Raw genomic sequence first — 20,813 nt, forward strand, 5'->3', positions numbered from 1 at the left:
TTCCTGCGAAAGCAGGAATCTCAAAAATAAGATTAAAAAAAAGGAAACTAAAAAAGATTCCTGCCTTCGCAGGAATTCAGCATGGAAAAATACATAGACATCATAAAAAAATCATATTCTGGTTATTGGAATTACTTAAAGTACGAGTTAATTTCAATCAACCATTGGGATAACTTTTTTTATGGTCTAATTGTTATTTCCTTAGTGGTTTGGCTTTTGGAAATTATATTCCCTTGGCGAAAAAACCAATCTATTTTCAGGAAAGATTTTTGGCTAGACACCTTTTACATGTTTTTCAACTTCTTCCTTTTAAATTTAATTGTGCTCATGGCTTTATCAAATACCGCTGCTCAATTATTGGATGATGGTTTAAAAACCATAGGGCTCTCGGTTGCAAAACTTCAATTGTTTGACGTTGATGATTTACCCAAATGGTTAGGCTTATTTATTTTCTTTATCGTCTCCGATTTTGTACAATGGAACACCCACCGACTATTACACCGTATACCTTTTCTGTGGAATTTTCATAAAGTACATCATTCCGTAAAAGAAATGGGGTTTGCTGCACACTTGCGTTACCATTGGATGGAACCAGTGGTTTACAAATCATTACTCTACATTCCCATCGCCATAATCGGTGGTTTTGATGCGCAAGATGTGGCTATCGTGTATTTTTTTACCATTGCGGTTGGTCATCTAAACCACGCCAATTTAGGTTGGGATTATGGTTTTTTAAAATACGTGTTCAACAACCCTAAAATGCATATTTGGCACCATGCAAAAAAACTTCCAAATCACGCAAGGTATGGTGTTAACTACGGACTCACCTTAAGCCTTTGGGATTATATTTTTAAAACAGATTATATTCCGTATAATGGAAAAGCCATCGAGCTTGGTTTTGAAGGTGATGAAACTTTTCCAAAAGATTTTATTAATCAGGAAATTTACCCACTTAACGAAAAATCATGAAAAAATTCTATTACGTTATTATTGTTTTGCTTTTAAGTTTTTCAGGTACTTCGCAAAATTTCAATCATGATGCTTGGGATAAACTTTTAAATAAACATGTTTCAAACGATGGCCTTGTAAATTATAAAACCTTCAAAACCGATAATAAAGCTTTAAATAATTACATAACATCTTTAAGTGAGCACACACCTAATGATGCTACTTCAAAAGAAGAAAAATTAACCTATTGGATAAACGCCTACAACGCATTAACCATCGATTTGATTTTACGCCATTACCCCATAAAAAGCGTTAAAGACATTAAAGACCCCTGGGGTAAACGCCTTTGGAAATTGGGCGGAACATGGTATAATTTAAACGATATAGAACACAAAATTTTACGTAAAATGAACGAACCACGCATTCATTTTGCTATTGTTTGTGCATCGGTTTCTTGTCCGAAATTATCAAACGAAGCTTATACTTCTGAAAGTTTAGAACAACAACTTACTAAAGCAACCAAAGATTTTTTAACCGATATTAGTAAAAATTCCATTTCAGAAGACACTTTGGAACTTTCTAAAATATTTCAATGGTTCGCTAAAGATTTCAAACAAAACGGTGATTTAATTGATTTCTTAAATAAATATTCAAGCATTAAAATTTCTAAGAAAGCCAAAATAAATTACAAAGATTATAATTGGGATTTGAATGAATAAAGTTTCTATCATAATACCCATATTCAATGAAGCGAAAAACATTGAAATTCTGCTGAATTATTTATTAGAAAATTCTCTTGAAAAAAACATTTCTGAAATTATTGTTGTTGATGGTGGTAGTACCGATGGTTCCCAAAACATTATTGCCAACTTTCTGTCTGGTCGAGCGCAGTCCAGACCTACAAACAACCTCACAACCCCGCTCGAGGAGACATCAACAATAGTATTAAATTCCAAAAAAGGGCGTGCCAAACAAATGAATTTGGGTGCAAAACACGCCACGGGCAACATTCTGTATTTTTTACATGCCGATTCTTATCCTCCCAAAAATTTCGATCAATTCATTATCGATGAAGTTACAAAAGGCAATCTTGCTGGATGCTTTAGAATGCAATTTAACAGCAAGCATTGGTGGCTAAAATTAGCTGGTTGGTTCACGCAATTTAGTTGGCGTGCTTGCCGTGGTGGCGACCAAAGTCAGTTTATAACCAAAAATCTGTTTCAAGAAATTGGCGGTTTTAACGAGGACTATATTATATATGAAGACAACATGCTCATCAATGCTTTATACCAAAAAAAGCAATTTGTGGTTATCAATAAAAAACTTAAAACTTCAGCCAGATTATACCAAAAACATGGTGTTTTTAAGGTTCAGTACCATTTCTATATCATATATTTAAAAAAGTGGTTAGGTGCTTCAGCCGAAGAACTATATATTTATTACATAAAGCATCTATCTTAAGATATTTTTTGTAATTTCAAGACTTTCTTTAAATTTTCCTTTCAATAAAAAACCAACTTCAAACCACTTCATCTATATGAAAATCAAAAAAGTACTTGTAGCAAACAGAGGCGAAATTGCCATTAGAATTTTTAGAGCTTGCACAGAAATCAGCATTAAAACCGTTGGGGTTTATACGTTTGAAGACAGGTACTCGCTACATAGATACAAAGCTGATGAATCATACCAGATTGGTGAAGATAATGAGCCTTTAAAGCCATACTTAAACATGGACGCTATTATAAAAGTAGCTCTAGATAGTGGTGCCGATGCCATACATCCAGGGTATGGTTTTCTTTCTGAAAATGCCACCTTTGCTCAAAAATGTGAAGATAACGGGATTATTTTTGTCGGACCAAAAGTATCTGTTTTAAAATCTTTAGGCGATAAAATTACGGCTAAAGAAGTTGCTTTGGCCAACAACATTCCCATCATTAGAAGTAACGAAAAACCATTAAAGGATATTACAATAGCTTTAAGTGAAGCTAAAAAAATTGGTTACCCTATCATGCTAAAAGCAGCTTCAGGTGGTGGTGGTAGAGGCATGCGTGTTATTAGAGAAGAAGCCGAACTTAAAGGCGCCTACAATGAAAGTAAGCGCGAAGCTTTAAATGCATTTGGTGATGATACCGTATTTTTGGAAAAATTTGTAGAAAACCCCAAACATATTGAAATTCAAATTGTTGCTGATAATTACGGCACCACGGTTCATTTATTTGAACGCGATTGTTCCGTACAACGTCGCTACCAAAAAGTAATTGAATTTGCACCTTCATATGGTTTAAAAGATGAAACCAAAAATGCACTTTACGATTATGCAATAAAAATATGTAAAGCCGTAAATTACAATAATATTGGTACGGTAGAATTTTTGGTAGATGATGATTCTATCTATTTCATTGAAGTAAACCCCAGAATACAAGTTGAACATACCGTTACCGAGGTTATAACCAATATCGATTTAGTTAAAACACAATTATTTATAGCTGGTGGTTATAAGTTATCCGATGAACAAATTAAAATAGCCAATCAGGAATCCATCCAAATAAATGGCTACGCACTGCAATGTAGAATTACAACAGAAGATCCACAAAATGATTTCAAACCAGATTATGGAACTGTTTTGGCTTACCGAAGTGCTTCTGGTTTTGGTATTCGTTTAGATGCGGGAAGCATCTATCAAGGGGCTAAAATTTCACCTTTTTTCGATTCTATGTTGGTAAAAGTAACTGCTCATGGACGAACACTAGACGGTGCGAGCAGAAAAATACGCCGTGCCTTAGCAGAATTTAGAATTAGAGGCGTAAAAACAAACATGCCATTTCTTGATAACATTTTAGTGCACGAAACCTTTAGACAAGGAAAGGTTACAGTGAACTTCATAAAATCAAATCCAGATTTATTCAAGTTTAAAGCACCAAGGAATCGAGCAACAAAATTACTAAACTATCTAGGCGAGGTTACGGTAAACGGCAATCCAGACGTTAAAAAAATAGATACCAGTAAAACATTTATAAAACCTAAAGTACCGAAGTTTGATGCTAATGCCAGTTTTCCAGAAGGCACTAAAGATTTGCTAACAAAACTTGGCCCAGAAAAATTTTCGCAATGGTTATTAAATGAAAAGAAAGTTCATTTTACCGATACTACCATGCGTGACGCGCACCAAAGTTTACTAGCAACTAGAATGCGTACGTTTGATATGCTTGCGGTTGCAGAGGGTTACGCCAAAAATCACCCCGATGTTTTTAGTATGGAAGTTTGGGGAGGCGCTACTTTTGATGTTTGTTTGCGCTTTCTTCAAGAAAACCCTTGGGAACGACTTCGGTTATTACGTAAAGCGATGCCAAATTTACTTTTACAAATGCTTATTCGAGGTTCTAATGGCGTGGGATACAAAGCCTATTCCGATAATTTAATAGGTGAATTTGTAGAACAATCATGGGAAAACGGCGTGGATGTTTTTAGAATTTTCGACTCGCTTAACTGGATGAAATCGTTGGCGCCTTGTATCGAACATGTGCGCACCCGAACCAAAGGTTTAGCCGAAGGTTCCATCTGCTATACCAATGATATTCTAAATCCTGCAAACAAGAAATACGATTTAAAATACTACATCAATCTTGCCAAAGAAATTGAAGGGGCTGGTGCCCATATTTTAGGGGTTAAGGATATGGCAGGTTTATTAAAACCTTATGCAGCTTTCGAGCTTATTTCAGCTTTAAAATCGGAGTTAAAAATCCCGATTCATTTACATACACACGATACCTCATCCATCCAGTCTGCCACCTATTTAAAAGCTATTGAAGCAGGTGTTGATGTTGTAGATGTGGCTTTGGGAGGTTTGTCCGGGTTAACATCGCAACCTAATTTCAATTCAATTGTTGAGATGATGAAATTTCAAGACAGGGCCAGCAGCATAAATATTGATTCTTTAAATGAGTATTCCAATTATTGGGAAACCGTTCGGGAGTATTATTACCCTTTTGAATCTGGTTTAAAAGCAGGTTCAGGTGAAGTTTTCAAACATGAAATTCCAGGTGGGCAATATTCCAACTTAAAACCTCAAGCAAGAGGTTTAGGACTGGAAGAACGTTTTCATGAAATTACCCAAATGTATGGTGATGTGAATATGCTTTTTGGAGATATTGTAAAAGTAACCCCAAGTTCTAAAGTTGTTGGTGATATGGCGCAATACTTGGTCAGCAATAATTTAACCATTCAAGATGTTCTGGAAAAAGGAGACACTTTGTCTTTTCCCCAATCGGTAGTCGACTTTTTTAGAGGCGATTTAGGGCAACCTGTTGGCGGGTTCCCAAAAGAGCTTCAAAAAATAATTTTAAAGGATCAGAAACCGTATACCGATAGACCGAATGCACACATGCCACCGTTAGATCTTGAAAAAGAATACGAAGAATTTAAGAAAATATTTGAACACGATTTAAGTAGAACTATAGAGTACACCGATTTCCTTTCCTATCAACTATACCCTAAAGTATTTTCAGATGCTTATTACAACCATTTAAGGTACGACAACCTTATGAAATTGCCTACCAAAAATTTCTTTTATGGTATTGATATAGAAGAAGAAATTATTGTGGAGCTGGATAAAGGAAAAAACATACTGATTACTTTAGATTCCATAAGCAAACCGAACAGTGACGGTATAGTTACACTTTATTTTAAACTAAATGGACAAGGACGTTCTGTGGAAGTTAAAGATAAGAGCATTAAAGTAGATAAAGTAGAAAATGTTAAGGCTGATAAAGCAGATTCGCTTCAAATTGGGGCGCCATTACAAGGAATGCTCTCTAATATTTTAGTAAAAAAAGGTGATAAAGTAGTAAGAAACCAACCGCTGTTCATTATTGAGGCCATGAAAATGGAAACCACCATAGCAGCAACCGAAGACGCTACCATAAAACAAGTGGTGTTAAAACCAGGTTTTATGGTAAACGCAGAAGATTTGGTAATTAAGCTAAACTAAACTTTATTCCTACCCTTTTCATTTGGATATAAACCGGGCAAATCATCACTTTGATGAAATGCCTTGGTTTCAATATTCATCGCGGTAATTTTACCCCTAAAGGCAGCACCAGTATCAATATTCCAAACATTATAGGCATGCATTGGTTTGTCATGATTAAAATTGGTAGTTGGTGTATGGCCAATAAAGATTTCTTTGTAATGTTTTAAACGATTTGGAAACATGGGCGAATCTTCTTTTATGGAAGATTGCTCCAAAGCCAAAGCCATTTCCCAAAGGGTTCTATCAAAATAAAACGTTTGTTTGAACACTTCTTTTTCAACACCATGCATGGATGTAAAACCTGCATGAATAAACAATCGGTTTTCGCTATCAATATGATATAAAGGCATTTTTTGGAAAAATTCTAAATGTATTTTCTTTTCTTCATCTGAAAACCCATCATAACTCCCCATGGTTTCCTTACCGCCATGAATATACCAAGTCATATCAACATGTCCTGAATCCAGCCAATTTTCGCACCAAACATCATGATTTCCTTTAATAAAGATGCAATTTATTTTTTCTGAAAGTTCGATTAAAAAGGCTATAACTTGTGCCGATTCACTCCAACCATCTACATAATCGCCAACAAAAATTAAGGTATCTTCTTCTTTAACTTCTATTTTATTTAATACTTGTACGAGGGCTTTTAACCCACCGTGAATATCGCCAATAGCATATACGCTCATAAATCCAATAATTTATTGCAAAACTAAAAGATTATAATGAGAATACTAAAAATGAAGATTAAGTTTAGATTAAAAATGACAAAAACGTATTCAATATTTAGAATACTGTGCTTTTATTAAGGCTTCAACCGGTTTGTTTTGGGGTGTAAATCGGTCATCATGCAACCCGCCAGATTTTTCGTGATTATGAAACCATTTCCACACAAAACCACCAGCAAACCAAGGCTCATCCCAAAACTCCTCAAAAAGCACTTGCATGGCATTTGTTTGTGCTTCCAAATTAACCGCATTCATATCACGGTCGCTTCTCCAAGGTTCTTTGCCCGCAAAATCAACACTTCTATAACCAAACTCGGTAAACAAAATGGACTTATCGTACCTTTCTGAGAAGGCTTTTATAGTAGGTTTGTGTTTAAGCCAGCCTTCCCTACAAGCTTCAATTGTTGGCGATTGCTCATCACTTACCGGAAAATAGGCATCCATACCTATGTAATCCAACTGTTCCCAAAATGGGGTTCTATCGTATTCATTCCAATTAGCAGCATACGTAAGTTTTCCTTTATAAACCTGCTTTATTTTTTCTATAAGTTGTTTCCAATACTCAGGTCGGTTATCAATAAATGTTTCCAATTCGGTGCCAACACAAAAAATATCAGCCTTTACTTCTTGGGCTACTTTTGCATATTCTAAAATAAATTGGGAATAGGAAGCTTCTAAAACTTTCCAATCGGCTTCCGAAGTCATTTTAATACCACCCGTAAACTCACCTCTACGCACCCAAATTTGAGGCTTTATCATGATACTTATTTGGTGTTTTCTCAAACTTTCAACATATTGCTTCACACCTACTTTTGTTTCTCCAAACCATTGTCTGTTTGTGTTGAACATAATCTCTGGATGCGATAATTCCCTAATGAACCCAAAAGGCATAATGGCAACATAATTCGCCTGAATATTAAGAAGTGGTTTTATGTGCGTATCGTTTATGGAGTCTCTGGATGCCACAAAGCTAACACCGTTTATTTTTTCAGGTTTATTAGGCATCATAGCGCAAGAACATATCATAAAAAACAAACTCACTCTTAAAATAATCTTCATATCTTGTATTTAATCTTTAAATTTAAACAAATTAAGGAAACCCTTTAAGGTTTTGTAACTGCTTTCGACAAAACTGAGAACTATAACCGAATTTATGGAGCACATTGTAATTATTGGCAACGGCATTTCTGGAGTAACTGCAGCTAGACATATTAGAAAACTTTCAGATAAGAAAATCACCATCATTTCTGCCGAAACCGATTATTTTTTCTCTCGTACCGCTTTGATGTATGTGTATATGGGCCATATGAAGTTTGAACACACCCAACCTTACGAAAATTGGTTTTGGGAGAAAAACAACATCAACCTTAAAAAAGGCTATGTAAAAACCATAGACACCCATTCCAAAACGCTCCATTTTGCTGAAGGCGTCACTTTAACTTACAACAAACTCATCATTGCAACAGGAAGTAAACCCAATAAATTTGGTTGGCCAGGGCAAGATTTAAAAGGCGTTATGGGCATGTACCACAAACAAGATTTAGAAAATTTAGAGTTTCATGCACCTAATAACAAAGTCTGTAAACGTGCAGTGATAGTTGGCGGTGGTTTAATTGGTATTGAATTGGCTGAAATGCTAAATTCCCGAAACATTCCTGTTACCTTTTTAGTGCGGGAATCCAGTTTTTGGAACGGTGTTTTGCCTGACGGCGAAAGCGAAATGATTAACCGCCATATAAAAAACCATCACATCGATTTGCGCTTAGCAACCAATTTAAAAGAAATTATTCCAGATGAAAATGGCAAAGTGAAATCTATTATTATTGAAGAAACAGGCGAAGAAATTTTATGCGATGTAGTTGGATTGACCGCTGGTGTATCTCCAAACATAGATTTCCTTAAAGATTCAAATATTGAAACTGGCAAAGGCGTTAAAGTAAATCATTTTCTTGAAACCAATATACCAGATATTTATGCCATTGGCGATTGCGCAGAACAACACGAAGCTATTGGTAACCGAAGACCTATTGAAGCCGTTTGGTATACAGGCAGGATGATGGGTGAAACCATTGCGCAAACTATTTGTGGTAACAAAATACCTTATAACCCCGGGCATTGGTTCAATTCTGCCAAATTTTTTGATATTGAATACCAAACCTATGGTTGGGTTCATAACTCTAAAAACAAACCAGATTATGAGCAACATTTCCATTGGAAACATGACGATGACACCAAATGCATCACCATAGCTTTTGATAAAAATACCAACGAGTTTCTAGGCTTTAACACTTTTGGAATTAGAATGCGGCATGAAACTTTTAACACATGGCTTACCGAAAAACGCCCTATTGATTACGTTATAAATCATTTAGCTGAAGCCAATTTTGACCCCGAGTTTTATCAACGTTATGAAAAGGAGATTTTGAAAGCTTATAATAATCAATTTCAAACCGTTTAAATATGAGCATTCAAACATATAAAAGCATGTCCTTAGTTAAACCAGAAGCTAACGACTTATCGGTAAAACAAAAAATAGCGGTTGCCATTGGCGCTATTGGGCTTCTCATTCTTGTCTTGGCCATTTTTAATACCAATTTTCCATACAAAACCATATTTTTAACCTTATCGCTTGCTGCTATAGCGTTAGGAACTATTTTATTTGCAAACGATGCCTATTTAACAAAATCCGAAGGCTTAAAAAACGATGGTGTTTGGTTTAAATCCATCTCATCACGAGGGGTATTAGGTTGGGTAACGGGTATATTGCTTACAGGTTTTTACATCATTCTTTATTTTTTTCCAGAATATTTAGGGCAAACACCAAGTAGCGAACCCAATACTGGATTAATATCCCTATTCGACCCACTTAGTTATTTATTAAGCGGAAATCCTGCAAGCCAATGGTTTGTTTATGGCACACTTTATACGGTAGCCATTTTAGTGTTCGGGTATAAATTCATGCTTAAATACCGCCACAATCGCTACGAACAATTGCGAACCGTTTCGGTGATGTTTTTCCAATTGGGCTTTGCGTTTCTTATTCCAGAATTTATGTCGCGCCTTAATGCAAGTCCCGATTATAATTTACCTTATTACGACTTAAAAAGCATGTGGCCACTTAACTATTATTTATTTGATAGTTGGTCTATAAACGGATTGCTATCATCTGGCGCCCTTGGTTTTATCATGTTGATGTTCGGCATCATTTCCATTTTTGTTATTTCTCCTTTTTTGACATATAAATATGGAAAACGCTGGTACTGCTCATGGGTTTGTGGTTGTGGCGGTTTAGCCGAAACCGCTGGTGATTCTTTCCGTCACCTTAGCAGCAAAAAACTTTCCGCTTGGAAATTGGAACGTTGGTTAATACACTCGGTTTTGGTGTTTTCAGTGATGATGACTACCGCCGTCATCTACACCTATTTAGGAAGCGACCCGAACAAATTTTGGCTCACCCGAAGTGCTTTTCTTTTAGGCATAGGCATCTTGTTAACCTTGGTTTTTTCTATAACCATGATTTTTAAAAGACATGAATTGGGTAAAGACGCACGCTATGGCGCTATTGGTTATTTTATATTGATAGCTGCATTATTCACCATGCATTATACTGGAACTTCCGATAAAATATTCTTAATCAAAGCAAGTGCTTTACGTGCTGCCTACGGCCTATATATTGGCTCCATTTTTTCTGGGGTTATTGGTACGGGCTTCTACCCTATTTTGGGCAACCGTGTTTGGTGCCGGTTTGGTTGCCCTATGGCAGCAATCCTAGGGTTTCAACAACGTATGTTTTCAAAATTCAGAATTACTACCAATGGTGGCCAATGCATTTCTTGTGGCAACTGTTCCACCTACTGCGAAATGGGTATTGATGTACGCGCCTATGCCCAAAAAGGCGAAAATATTGTGCGTTCCAGTTGCGTAGGTTGTGGTATTTGTTCTGCCGTTTGCCCTCGTGGCGTTTTAAAATTAGAGAACGATTCCATGAAAGGGCGCATCAATGCTAATGAAATTCTTCTTGGAAATGATGTTGATTTAATGGACTTAATCAACTCAAAATAATTTATCAAAATAGACACATTTTTTTAATCAACTAAACAAAAGTATTGTACTTTTGCTCACTGAAAGTTAGTTCTTTATGCACAAAATAAAAGTAATTATTCCTGCTCATAACGAAGCAGATTCTATTACCCATGTGATAAATGATATTCCTGAATTTGTTGATGAAGTTATTGTTGTTAATAATAATTCCACCGACAAAACTGAAGAAAATGCAAGAAAAGCAGGCGCAACTGTTCTAACCGAAAAAAGTAGAGGCTACGGCAATGCCTGTCTTAAAGGTTTAGAATACATTGCAAACACACCTGAAAAACCAAATATTATTGTATTTTTGGATGGCGACTATAGCGATTATCCTGAAGAATTAACCAAAATTGTAGCACCAATTATCGAGAAGGATATCGATTTTGTTATTGGAGCTCGTGTTAAAAGTTTAAGAGAAGCTGGTTCTATGACAATGCCTCAAATTTTCGGCAATTGGTTGGCAACCTCTTTAATGAAACTTTTTTTTAGTGCAACATTTACCGATTTAGGCCCATTTAGAGCCATAAAATACGATAAGTTACTGAAGTTGAATATGATTGACAAAACCTATGGTTGGACTGTAGAGATGCAACTAAAAGTTTTAAAACATAAATTTACCTATTTGGAAGTGCCTGTAAATTATAGAAACAGAATTGGTGTATCAAAAGTATCAGGAACCATAAAAGGTGCTATATTTGCCGGCGTTAAAATCTTAAGTTGGATTTTTAAATACAGTATTAAAAAATGATTATAGAAACAACAATCATCATTATCTACACCATTTCGCTTTTGCTTATTTTCATGTATGCTTTAGCTCAATTGAATTTATTGCTAAATTATTTAGCTTCCAAAAAAAAGGTAGATAACTCACCAAAATTCGACTTTTCAAAACCAGAAGAAATCCCATTTGTTACCATACAACTTCCTGTGTATAACGAAATGTATGTTATGGAACGTTTGTTGGATAACATTGCCAAAATAGACTACCCTTCCGATAAACTTGAGATACAAGTATTGGACGATTCTACCGATGAAACTGTAGAATCTACCCGTGCCCATGTAGAAAAATTAGCCGCAACAGGTTTAGATATTAAGCACATAACAAGAGTAGATAGAACCGGCTTTAAAGCTGGTGCCCTTAAAGAAGGACTCGTAATTGCAAAAGGCGAATTCATTGCCATTTTCGATTCCGATTTTTTACCAGAACCAGATTGGTTAAAACGCACCGTTCCTTATTTTAAAGACGACAAAATTGGTGTGGTACAAACCCGTTGGGGGCATTTAAACCGTAACTATTCCATACTAACAAAAATACAGGCCTTTGCACTAGATGCCCATTTTACTTTAGAGCAAGTTGGCAGAAACAGTAAAGGACACTTCATCAATTTTAACGGTACAGCAGGACTTTGGAGAAAAACCTGCATTATAGATGCCGGAAATTGGGAAGGCGACACCCTAACCGAAGATTTGGATTTAAGCTACCGTGCCCAACTAAAAAACTGGAAATTCAAATATTTAGAAAATGTTGAAACCCCTGCAGAGTTACCTATTGTAATAAGCGCAGCCCGTTCGCAACAATTTAGATGGAACAAAGGTGGTGCCGAAAACTTTAGAAAAATGCTTGGTCGCGTTTTAAAAAGCAAAAACATTTCACCCAAAACAAAATTGCACGGTTTACTACATTTATTAAACAGCACCATGTTTTTAAACGTGCTTGTGGTGGCCATACTTAGCATCCCGATGCTTTATATAAAAAATGAGTACACACACTTAAAACCATATTTTTATGTTATGAGTTTCTTTGTGGTAAGCTCTATCATATTTTTTGTGTGCTATTGGTTTATGTACAAAAACATTTATGGTGGCGGGTTTAAAAACTTCGTTCGTTATATAGGTATGTTTTTCGTGTTTTTCTCAATTGCTATGGGCTTTTCACTGCACAATTCCATAGCAGTTTTAGAAGGCCATTGGGGCAAGAAAAGTGAATTCGTACGCACACCAAAATTCAATATCAGTTCCATAAAAGACAGCTGGAAAAAGAACAAATACATTAAAAAAACCATATCCATACACGTTCTTTTCGAAGGTTTATTAATGGCATATTTTGCATTTGGCATGTACAGCGCCTTTATAGTGGGCAACCAAGGTGGCGATTTCGGTCTGTTCCCATTCCACTTAATGCTATTCTTAGGTTTTGGTTTCGTATTTATTAAATCGATCACTTCAAAAGTATAGAGCAACGTTCCATATCATAGAAATTAAAAATCTCAAAACGAACTTTATATAGTGGTTTTGAGATTTTTTTTTAGGATGTATTTGTGCGTTACCCTGCGGGTCGCGCTTTCCGCACTACACGGTAGTTTGCTTCAATCGCTAACGCAAAGGCAGAACCCAAAGATATTCCGAAGGATGAACAATTGAAGTAATCTTGTTTATACTTTCCTCGTCTTAATGAGAACAACAATATGGTGAATTCGAAAAAACACCATCAAATGCTCCCACATTTTAACATAATCTGTATCTTTAAAACTGGTAATGCTTATTAAAAAATGACACACTACAAACCTAAAAACAGACTCACCGCACAAGCCTATATTGATGGGGTTTTAAGTGGCGACCGTGTTATTCTGTCCAGGGCCATTACCGTTATAGAAAGCCATTTAGAAAGTGACAAAGCACTTGCAAAAACCATTATTCAAGCCATTTTACCCAACTCGGGCAATTCCATACGTATTGGCATTACCGGTGTTCCGGGTGTTGGCAAAAGCACCTTTATTGAGGCTTTTGGCAAGCATCTTATAAACCAAGGCCATAAAGTGGCCGTTTTATCTATAGATCCCAGTAGTCAACGTTCTAAAGGCAGTATTTTGGGCGATAAAACCCGTATGGAAGCATTGAGCACTTTAGAAAGTGCCTATATACGACCATCGGCTTCTGGTGACACCCTGGGTGGTGTTGCCAACAAAACGGCTGAAAGCATGCTACTCTGCGAAGCGGCCGGATACGATGTTATTTTAATTGAAACCGTTGGCGTAGGGCAATCTGAAACTGCCGTACATGGGATGACCGATTTTTTCCTTTTATTAATGTTAGCTGGTGCTGGCGATGAACTTCAAGGTATTAAAAAAGGCATCATGGAAATGGCAGATATGCTAGTCATCAATAAAGCGGATGGTGACAACATTAAAAAAAGTGAACAGGCACGATTGCAGTACCAAAACGCATTACACATTTTTCCACCTTCGGAATCTGGTTGGGAAACGGTAGTTACCACAGCTTCATCCACCAAAAACACAGGCATCGATACTGTTTGGAATACCATTTTAAATTACCAAGCATTGGTGACCGCGAATGGTTACTTTACAAAAAACAGGCAACACCAAAACATCCGTTGGATGTACGACACCATTAACAACGAACTGAAACAGCTGTTTTACGGTTCCGAAGCCATTACAAATGAGCTTTCCATTTTGGAAGAAGATGTGATGGCCTCTAAAATATCGCCATTAAAAGCGGCAAACCATGTTATTGAAATGTTTAAAAAACGACTCTAATAACGTTCCATAAGTATTTTTAAACATGTTAAACACAGTTATACTAAAACACAACAAACTGCCATTACTATTAGCGTTTTTAAGTGTACTCTTCTACTTTGCTTTCGCCTATAATTTAGTCCGCACCGACTATATTAAATTGATAACACTTTATTCGGTATTGTTTTTTGTGTTCTACAAATTGGTTCAACTTTTAAAAACCCAAATAATATTTTTAACCTGGTTAGCTTTTGCGTTTAGAGCTATTTTTATTTTAGCTATTCCAAACCTTTCGCAAGATTTTTATCGATTTATTTGGGATGGCAGAATGATTTTAGCTGGTTTTAACCCCTATTTACATAATGTTGAATCTTTTATCAGCATGGGTGAATTTCCTGTAGCGCAAGCCCAAGAACTACACCAAGGGATGGGCGCATTGAACGCTAGCCACTTTACCAATTATCCACCTATAAACCAACTATGCTTTGCAATAGCTGCTTTGTTTTCTGGAACAAATATTTTGGGTTCTGTAATAGTGATGCGTTTACTTATTATTGCTGCCGACCTTGGAACCCTCTTTTTTGGAAAAAAACTATTGAACAAATTAAACATACCTGCTCATCATATTTTTTGGTATGTTTTAAACCCGTTTATTATTATTGAATTAACAGGCAACCTACATTTTGAAGGCGTGATGATTTTCTTTTTAATTTGGAGTTTGTATCTCCTGCATTTGGGAAAATGGCAAATGGCCGCTGTTATTTTAGCGTTTTCTATTGCAACAAAACTAATTCCTCTGATGTTTTTACCTTTGCTTTTTTGGTGGTTTGTGAAACGACCTCTCTACTGTACTGGTGGTAACTCAAAGAAGAAGAAAGAGGTTTCGACTGCGATCAACCTGACACCAAACCATGTGACGTTGAAACAAGTTCAGCTTGAGGAAAAGAAAGACCATATGGCTAATGGCATAAAACAATCTGTTTCTAAAGAAGAGATTGCTTCGTCGCTTACTCCTCGCAATGACGGGTTGATAAAATTAATGGGTTTTTACAGTATTGTTGGCATGACCATACTGCTATTGTTTCTTCCTTTTTACTCAAAACAATTCATTACAAATTATACTAAAACCGTTGGTTTATGGTTCCAAGATTTTGAGTTCAATGCCAGTTTATACTACATAGCACGGGAAATAGGATATTTGTTTAGAGGCTACAACGAAATTGCCATAATTGGTAAAGCCATCCCCATTCTTGTGATTCTTTTTGTGTTGTGCGTCGCATTATTAAGAAAAAACAATACCTACTTACATCTTATTACTAGCATGCTTTTAGCGCTATCATTTTACTATTTTACGGCTACTACGGTGCATCCTTGGTACGTGGCAACACTTTTAATTCTGTCGGTTTTTACCAATTATAAATTCCCTTTAGTTTGGAGTTTTGTAATGATACTAAGCTATCTAGCATATATGAATTCAGATAACACCGAAAACTTTTGGGTTATTGGATTGGAATACACCATTGTTTATAGTGTATATATTTGGGAAGTTTTTATAAACAAAAAGCGGTTGTCTAAAAAATGCAATTCTATGTCATATTGAGTTTGTCAAAATATTTTAACTTATTGATAATCAATATCGGTTTCGACAAGCTCAGCCTGACAAAGTAGACGCAAAATACTTTTCAGACAGCCCTTTTCTATATTACTTTTTAAAGATGGACTCAGAGTTTTTAAAACTCTTGAACTCCAACATATAATCGTTTGGATCTTTTATAAAAAACGACACATGTTCTCCTGCTTTACCTTCTAAAAAAGTAGCTTGTGTTACCAAATCGAGTTTTTGATTTTTGAGTCGCTCATAAACTTGCTCCCATTCTTTCAGATCGACAATAATACCAAAGTGAAATGAGGGTAATATTTTACCTTCGAACACATAATTAGGACTATTGAAGCTAAATTTTTCGGCTTTTATAAAGGTTATTTGGTTACCAAATAAGTTTATATCCACCCAATTTTGTGTTTTTCTTCCTAAGGAAGCGCCAACGTTATCTACATAAAAGCTTTCTGTACCTTTTACGCTTAAACAAGGCAACGACATATGAAATGATGCGCCCATAATATAATAGGATTAAAGAGGTTTTAAACTTTCAACTCTGTAAATTACAAAATCTTCGTCATCGTCTTCAAAATCTTCAACAAAAGTTATTCTAAAACTTTTGTCTACAAGACTTTTATCATTCTTTAAATCGTATTGTTTTAATACTCTTGGGTGTACTTCCTCGAATACTAATTCTTCTCCATTTTCAAACCAAAACGTAAAATAACCGTTTTTGTAAGACTTAAAAACAGCTGTTCTCATAACACTTACTTACTATGAATTAATCAATATCATCATCGTCGTCTTCGTCTTCATCGTAGTCTGAATCCGAATCATCCATATCATCATCTTCGTCATCGTCATCATCCGAACTCGGTTTTTTAACAACCACATCGTCGTCGTCATCACCTAAATTCGCATCAGCATCCTCCACTTTAACTTCTTCAAAATCATCATCAGCAACATCATCTGTATCATCTCCGAAGTCTTCCATAGCTTGTACAAGGCGTTTACCAACTTTTACTAAATAAATAGTATCATCGGTTCTTACTTCTACAGCTTCGATTATTTCATTTTGAGCGTTTCTAAATGAAATAATATCAGTTTCATCGTATCCATCAGGAAACTTTTCAACAAGAAGATTTAATATATCTTCATTCAATTTTTTGTAATCTACAATTTTGCGTAACATTTTTGGTTGGGGTTATTGGTCTAACAAATATGCAAAAATTAATGGTGCAACAATGGTTGCATCACTTTCTATAATATATTTTGGGGTATCTATGTCTAATTTACCCCAAGTTATTTTTTCGTTTGGCACGGCACCAGAGTACGAACCGTAACTGGTTGTTGAGTCGCTAATTTGACAAAAATAGCTCCAAAATGGAATATCGTGCATTTCCATATCTTGGTAAAGCATTGGTACCACACATATTGGAAAATCACCGGCAATACCGCCTCCAATTTGGAAGAAACCTACGCCTTTTCCGCCTGAATTTTTTGGATACCAATCGGCTAACCACATCATGTATTCAATACCGCTTTTGGTGGTTGATGCCTTAAATTCACCTTTAATACAGTATGATGCAAAAATATTACCCATGGTACTATCTTCCCATCCTGGAACCACAATTGGCAAGTTTTTTTCGGCAGCTGCTACCATCCAAGAATCTTTTGGATCTATTTCATAATACTGCTCCAAAACACCGGAATTTATCATTTGATACATGAATTCATGAGGAAAATAACGTTCCCCAGCTTTATCGGCTTTATTCCAAATATCGTATAAATGCGATTGCAAACGTCTAAATGCTTCCTCTTCAGGAATGCAGGTATCGGTAACACGGTTATAATGATTTTCTAATAAATCCCATTCTTCTTGTGGCGATAAATCTCTGTAGTTCGGTACTCTCTTGTACGAATTGTGCGCTACTAAATTCATAATATCCTCTTCAAGGTTTGCACCTGTACAAGAAATAATCTGAATTTTATCTTGACGGATCATTTCTGCTAACGATTTGCCTAACTCGGCAGTACTCATAGCTCCAGCTAAAGTAACCATCATTTTACCACCTTCCAACAAATGGGTTTCGTAACCTTTTGCCGCGTCTACTAAAGCAGCCGCATTGAAGTGTAAATAATTTTTTTCTATAAATTGTGATATGGGTCCTTTAGTACTCATCGTCATCGTTAAATTTTGAAGCGTTATTTTTTTGTTTCGAATTATCGTAGGTGTTATCGTAATCATCACCTACCTCTTCGTCCATAAATTTATAACTTAACATTTTATAATACAATTTTGCTGCTAAGAAATCGGAAGATTTTTGTTTTTCATTTGGGCAAAGCTCAACAATATCAAAACCTACCACGTTTTTTTCGGCAAAAACTTGTTTTAAGAAATCTAAAGTTTCGTACCAAAACAACCCACCTGGTAATGGCGATGTAGTATTTGGCATGATGGATAGGTCTAAACCATTCAAGCTGAAATTGATGAATACGTTATCGGTCATCTGGTCTATGGCTGCATCCATCCACGTATCATCAACTGCCATTTCGTGGGCAAAATACGTTTTATCGGTATCTGCTATTGTTTTTTCTTTCGCACTCATAGAGCGAATACCAACTTGAATTAAATTGGTAGTATGGTTGGCCTCGTTAAGCGCGCACGCATTGTTTAGAGACAATCCGTTATGCGATTTTCTTAAATTGGCATGTGCCCCAATGTGTAATACTGTTAAGCTTGGGAACATTTCGTTAAAAGCACGAATGGTTCCTATAGAAATAGTATGTTCGCCACCAAAAACGGTAACAAACTTATTTTTTTTGATATATTTTTTTGTGGTTTGATGAACAGCATCAACCAAAGCTTCTGGCGAATTGTCTGCTTCAACAGCATCCACTAAATGGATACCTTGTTGGTACACTTCAGTATCTGTTTCAATATCATAAAGCTCCATGTTGTTTGAAGCGTTTAAAAAGGCTTCTGGTCCTTTACTGGCTCCTTTTTGTATTGTACTTGTTCCATCAAAAGGCACAGGAATTAGAACAATTTTTGATTGCTCCAATTTTGCAAACTCCTCAGGAATCCCAGCATACGTGTTATTTGTCATAACCTAAAATTTTAAGTAAGTCTTCACTTTTTTGTTGTTCGCTAAATAATTCGGTGGTGATGTTTCCATCAGCATCTCTATCTATTAAAATATGTTTTGGCATGGGTATTAAGCAGTGTTGTAAACCACCAAACCCACCTATGGTTTCTTGGTATGCACCTGTATTAAAAAACCCAATATACAAAGGTTTTTCTTTATTGTATTTAGGCAAATAAATAGCGTTCATATGTTGTTCGCTATTGTAATAATCATCACTATCGCAAGTTAATCCGCCTAACAAGACACGCTCGTAACTTTCATGCCATCTGTTAATTGGCAACATCACAAAACGTTTATTAATAGCCCAAGTATCTGGTAATGTGGTAATGAACGATGAATTGATCATGTTCCATTTTTCACGGTCGTTTTGTTGTTTTTGGTACAACACTTCATAAATAGCACCGCCACTTTCACCTACTGTAAAACTACCAAATTCTGTAAAAATATTTGGAACCTCTACTTCTTCTTCTTCACAAACCAATTGAATTTGATTGATAATTTCACCAACCATATATTCGTAATCGAAATCAAAGGCCAACGAATTTTTAATTGGGAAACCGCCACCAATGTTCAAACTATCTAAACTAGGGCAAATACGTTTTAAGCTTGTATAAACCTTTAAACACTTGGTTAACTCGTTCCAGTAATAGGCATTATCCCTAATACCCGTATTAATGAAAAAATGAAGCATTTTAAGTTTCACTTTTTTGTTCTCTTTAATCTGGCTTCTGTAAAAAGGTAAAATGTTTTTATAGCCAATACCTAAACGCGAGGTATAAAACTCAAATTTCGGTTCTTCTTCTGAAGCAATACGGATACCAATATTAAATTTTCCTTTAATTTCTTTCGAAAGTAAATCAATCTCCTCGTAATTATCAATAATCGGAATACAATTTTTATGTCCGCTATTAATTAACCGTGCAATGTTTTGAATGTATTGATCTCTCTTAAATCCATTACTAATCACATAAGTTTTATCGGTTATTTTTCCTTCTGCTTTTAAACTTTCAACAATATCAATATCAAAAGCCGATGACGTTTCAATATGAATATCATTCTTTAAAGCCTCATCAAGCACATGCTTAAAATGCGAACTCTTGGTACAGTAGCAATAATTGTACTTACCCTTATATTTATTGGTTTTAATAGCCTTTTCAAACCAACCTTTCGCCCTATGAATGTTGTTTGAAATTTGAGGCAAATACGTAAACTTTAAAGGCGCTCCATATTTTTCAACCAAACCCATAAGGTCTATGCCATGAAACTGTAAATGTTTATCGTTTAAATCGAATTCTTCTTGAGGAAAATAAAAAGATTGATTAATTAAATCAATGTATTTGGTATTCATTCTTTATTTTTTGATGTAATAGTTTAATATTAATTTTTTTAAAGTTAAGAAACATATGTTTCTAATCAAATAATATCTCCCTATTAATCAAATACGGATTTGGCTCTGTGTAGTTGGAACAAAGCCATATATATGCTGACTACCAGCAATAACATACGCAGAAGTTAGCTCTAAAATTCGGTTACTTTTTCTGTAAGCTGCTTTTGAAAATAACTTCTCAAATTTCAAAAACCCGAACATATAAACACGTTTCAATTTGTTCAGCAATTACATTACAAATGAAATATAAAAAATTTAATTATGAAGTAATTTAGATTTTTTTTTTAGATTTTTTTTGAAACCGTTTTTCGGCGTTACCCACAAGGGGTCGGGCTATACGCTACAAGTCCTCGCTCCTG

The 20,813-nt window shown here is 35.5% G+C and carries 18 protein-coding genes; 10 read left to right on the forward strand and 8 right to left on the reverse strand.

Translation table 11 applies throughout. The annotated features are described in order from the left end of the window. The first annotated feature begins 81 nt into the window (after positions 1-81). The 4 genes from ACGK9U_RS03835 (at position 82) to ACGK9U_RS03850 (ending at position 5,935) form a co-directional block, all read left to right on the forward strand. Positions 82-969, forward strand: coding sequence for a sterol desaturase family protein (locus tag ACGK9U_RS03835; RefSeq protein ID WP_394465036.1), 888 nt, complete (start codon positions 82-84; stop codon positions 967-969). Beyond that, positions 966-1,667 (forward strand): DUF547 domain-containing protein, encoded by a 702-nt coding sequence (locus ACGK9U_RS03840; RefSeq protein WP_394465037.1) that lies wholly within the window; start codon positions 966-968, stop codon positions 1,665-1,667. Before ACGK9U_RS03835 ends, ACGK9U_RS03840 begins: the two co-directional genes overlap by 4 nt. Further along, the gene (locus tag ACGK9U_RS03845) at positions 1,660-2,409 is read left to right on the forward strand and encodes a TIGR04283 family arsenosugar biosynthesis glycosyltransferase (RefSeq protein WP_394465038.1); all 750 of its coding nucleotides are present in this window, start codon (positions 1,660-1,662) and stop codon (positions 2,407-2,409) included. Before ACGK9U_RS03840 ends, ACGK9U_RS03845 begins: the two co-directional genes overlap by 8 nt. A 76-nt stretch (positions 2,410-2,485) precedes the next feature. Beyond that, a complete protein-coding gene (locus ACGK9U_RS03850) occupies positions 2,486-5,935 on the forward strand; it encodes a pyruvate carboxylase (RefSeq protein ID WP_394465039.1) in 3,450 nt (1,149 codons plus the stop codon). On the opposite strand, the gene ACGK9U_RS03855 is transcribed toward ACGK9U_RS03850, so the two are convergent. After that, positions 5,932-6,666 carry a metallophosphoesterase family protein gene (locus ACGK9U_RS03855; RefSeq protein ID WP_394465040.1) on the reverse strand — a complete coding sequence of 245 codons (735 nt, stop codon included), beginning with the start codon at positions 6,664-6,666 and terminating at the stop codon, positions 5,932-5,934. The two genes, ACGK9U_RS03850 and ACGK9U_RS03855, sit on opposite strands and share 4 nt — an antisense overlap. A 90-nt stretch (positions 6,667-6,756) precedes the next feature. Next, positions 6,757-7,764, reverse strand: coding sequence for a glycoside hydrolase family 113 (locus tag ACGK9U_RS03860; RefSeq protein WP_394465041.1), 1,008 nt, complete (start codon positions 7,762-7,764; stop codon positions 6,757-6,759). A 94-nt stretch (positions 7,765-7,858) separates the two neighbouring features. Between ACGK9U_RS03860 and ACGK9U_RS03865 the strand changes: the two genes are divergently transcribed. The 6 genes from ACGK9U_RS03865 to ACGK9U_RS03890 all read left to right on the forward strand — a co-directional run bounded on the left by ACGK9U_RS03865 (position 7,859) and on the right by ACGK9U_RS03890 (position 15,921). Further along, a complete protein-coding gene (locus ACGK9U_RS03865; protein ID WP_394465042.1) occupies positions 7,859-9,163 on the forward strand; it encodes an NAD(P)/FAD-dependent oxidoreductase in 1,305 nt (434 codons plus the stop codon). A gap of 2 nt (positions 9,164-9,165) precedes the next feature. After that, entirely contained in the window at positions 9,166-10,767 is a 1,602-nt protein-coding gene (locus tag ACGK9U_RS03870) for a 4Fe-4S binding protein (RefSeq protein WP_394465043.1), read from the forward strand. Between the two features lie 76 nt (positions 10,768-10,843). After that, complete coding sequence (locus ACGK9U_RS03875) at positions 10,844-11,536, forward strand: glycosyltransferase family 2 protein (protein WP_394465044.1); 693 nt, start codon at positions 10,844-10,846, stop codon at positions 11,534-11,536. Further along, entirely contained in the window at positions 11,533-13,023 is a 1,491-nt protein-coding gene (locus ACGK9U_RS03880) for a cellulose synthase family protein (protein ID WP_394465045.1), read from the forward strand. The genes ACGK9U_RS03875 and ACGK9U_RS03880 overlap by 4 nt, the downstream gene beginning before the upstream one ends. 314 nt (positions 13,024-13,337) lie before the next feature. Continuing rightward, a complete protein-coding gene (gene meaB, locus ACGK9U_RS03885) occupies positions 13,338-14,342 on the forward strand; it encodes a methylmalonyl Co-A mutase-associated GTPase MeaB (protein ID WP_394465046.1) in 1,005 nt (334 codons plus the stop codon). A 25-nt stretch (positions 14,343-14,367) separates the two neighbouring features. Further along, positions 14,368-15,921 (forward strand): mannosyltransferase, encoded by a 1,554-nt coding sequence (locus tag ACGK9U_RS03890; RefSeq protein WP_394465047.1) that lies wholly within the window; start codon positions 14,368-14,370, stop codon positions 15,919-15,921. A 102-nt stretch (positions 15,922-16,023) separates the two neighbouring features. Here ACGK9U_RS03890 and ACGK9U_RS03895 read toward each other — a convergent pair whose 3' ends face one another. The 6 genes from ACGK9U_RS03895 to ACGK9U_RS03920 are packed head-to-tail and all read right to left on the reverse strand — an operon-like array spanning position 16,024 to position 20,415. After that, positions 16,024-16,437, reverse strand: coding sequence for a VOC family protein (locus ACGK9U_RS03895; RefSeq protein ID WP_394465048.1), 414 nt, complete (start codon positions 16,435-16,437; stop codon positions 16,024-16,026). 12 nt (positions 16,438-16,449) lie between these two features. Next, positions 16,450-16,680: a hypothetical protein gene (locus tag ACGK9U_RS03900; protein WP_394465049.1), complete on the reverse strand. Its 231-nt coding sequence runs from the start codon at positions 16,678-16,680 to the stop codon at positions 16,450-16,452. A 19-nt stretch (positions 16,681-16,699) separates the two neighbouring features. Next, positions 16,700-17,110 carry a DNA primase gene (locus tag ACGK9U_RS03905; RefSeq protein ID WP_394465050.1) on the reverse strand — a complete coding sequence of 137 codons (411 nt, stop codon included), beginning with the start codon at positions 17,108-17,110 and terminating at the stop codon, positions 16,700-16,702. A 12-nt stretch (positions 17,111-17,122) separates the two neighbouring features. After that, entirely contained in the window at positions 17,123-18,100 is a 978-nt protein-coding gene (locus ACGK9U_RS03910; RefSeq protein WP_394465051.1) for a deoxyhypusine synthase family protein, read from the reverse strand. Next, positions 18,090-19,028 carry an agmatinase gene (gene speB / locus ACGK9U_RS03915; protein ID WP_394465052.1) on the reverse strand — a complete coding sequence of 313 codons (939 nt, stop codon included), beginning with the start codon at positions 19,026-19,028 and terminating at the stop codon, positions 18,090-18,092. The genes ACGK9U_RS03910 and speB overlap by 11 nt, the downstream gene beginning before the upstream one ends. Continuing rightward, positions 19,018-20,415, reverse strand: a complete 1,398-nt coding sequence (locus ACGK9U_RS03920; RefSeq protein ID WP_394465053.1) for an arginine decarboxylase — start codon at positions 20,413-20,415, stop codon at positions 19,018-19,020. The genes speB and ACGK9U_RS03920 overlap by 11 nt, the downstream gene beginning before the upstream one ends. Between the last annotated feature and the right edge of the window lie 398 nt (positions 20,416-20,813).

Source organism: Mariniflexile sp. HNIBRBA6329, assembly GCF_043558645.1.
Lineage (GTDB): Bacteria > Bacteroidota > Bacteroidia > Flavobacteriales > Flavobacteriaceae > Mariniflexile.

Coding starts and splice junctions, on each gene's coding strand:
- ACGK9U_RS03850 (WP_394465039.1), top strand. CDS start 2,486: ATGAAAATCAAAAAAGTACTTGTAGCAAACAGAGGCGAAATTGCCATT.
- meaB (WP_394465046.1), top strand. CDS start 13,338: ATGACACACTACAAACCTAAAAACAGACTCACCGCACAAGCCTATATT.
- ACGK9U_RS03900 (WP_394465049.1), bottom strand. CDS start 16,680: ATGAGAACAGCTGTTTTTAAGTCTTACAAAAACGGTTATTTTACGTTT.
- ACGK9U_RS03880 (WP_394465045.1), top strand. CDS start 11,533: ATGATTATAGAAACAACAATCATCATTATCTACACCATTTCGCTTTTG.
- ACGK9U_RS03865 (WP_394465042.1), top strand. CDS start 7,859: ATGGAGCACATTGTAATTATTGGCAACGGCATTTCTGGAGTAACTGCA.
- ACGK9U_RS03905 (WP_394465050.1), bottom strand. CDS start 17,110: ATGTTACGCAAAATTGTAGATTACAAAAAATTGAATGAAGATATATTA.
- ACGK9U_RS03920 (WP_394465053.1), bottom strand. CDS start 20,415: ATGAATACCAAATACATTGATTTAATTAATCAATCTTTTTATTTTCCT.
- ACGK9U_RS03910 (WP_394465051.1), bottom strand. CDS start 18,100: ATGAGTACTAAAGGACCCATATCACAATTTATAGAAAAAAATTATTTA.
- ACGK9U_RS03890 (WP_394465047.1), top strand. CDS start 14,368: ATGTTAAACACAGTTATACTAAAACACAACAAACTGCCATTACTATTA.
- ACGK9U_RS03835 (WP_394465036.1), top strand. CDS start 82: ATGGAAAAATACATAGACATCATAAAAAAATCATATTCTGGTTATTGG.
- ACGK9U_RS03860 (WP_394465041.1), bottom strand. CDS start 7,764: ATGAAGATTATTTTAAGAGTGAGTTTGTTTTTTATGATATGTTCTTGC.
- ACGK9U_RS03875 (WP_394465044.1), top strand. CDS start 10,844: ATGCACAAAATAAAAGTAATTATTCCTGCTCATAACGAAGCAGATTCT.
- ACGK9U_RS03855 (WP_394465040.1), bottom strand. CDS start 6,666: ATGAGCGTATATGCTATTGGCGATATTCACGGTGGGTTAAAAGCCCTC.
- ACGK9U_RS03845 (WP_394465038.1), top strand. CDS start 1,660: ATGAATAAAGTTTCTATCATAATACCCATATTCAATGAAGCGAAAAAC.
- speB (WP_394465052.1), bottom strand. CDS start 19,028: ATGACAAATAACACGTATGCTGGGATTCCTGAGGAGTTTGCAAAATTG.
- ACGK9U_RS03895 (WP_394465048.1), bottom strand. CDS start 16,437: ATGGGCGCATCATTTCATATGTCGTTGCCTTGTTTAAGCGTAAAAGGT.
- ACGK9U_RS03870 (WP_394465043.1), top strand. CDS start 9,166: ATGAGCATTCAAACATATAAAAGCATGTCCTTAGTTAAACCAGAAGCT.
- ACGK9U_RS03840 (WP_394465037.1), top strand. CDS start 966: ATGAAAAAATTCTATTACGTTATTATTGTTTTGCTTTTAAGTTTTTCA.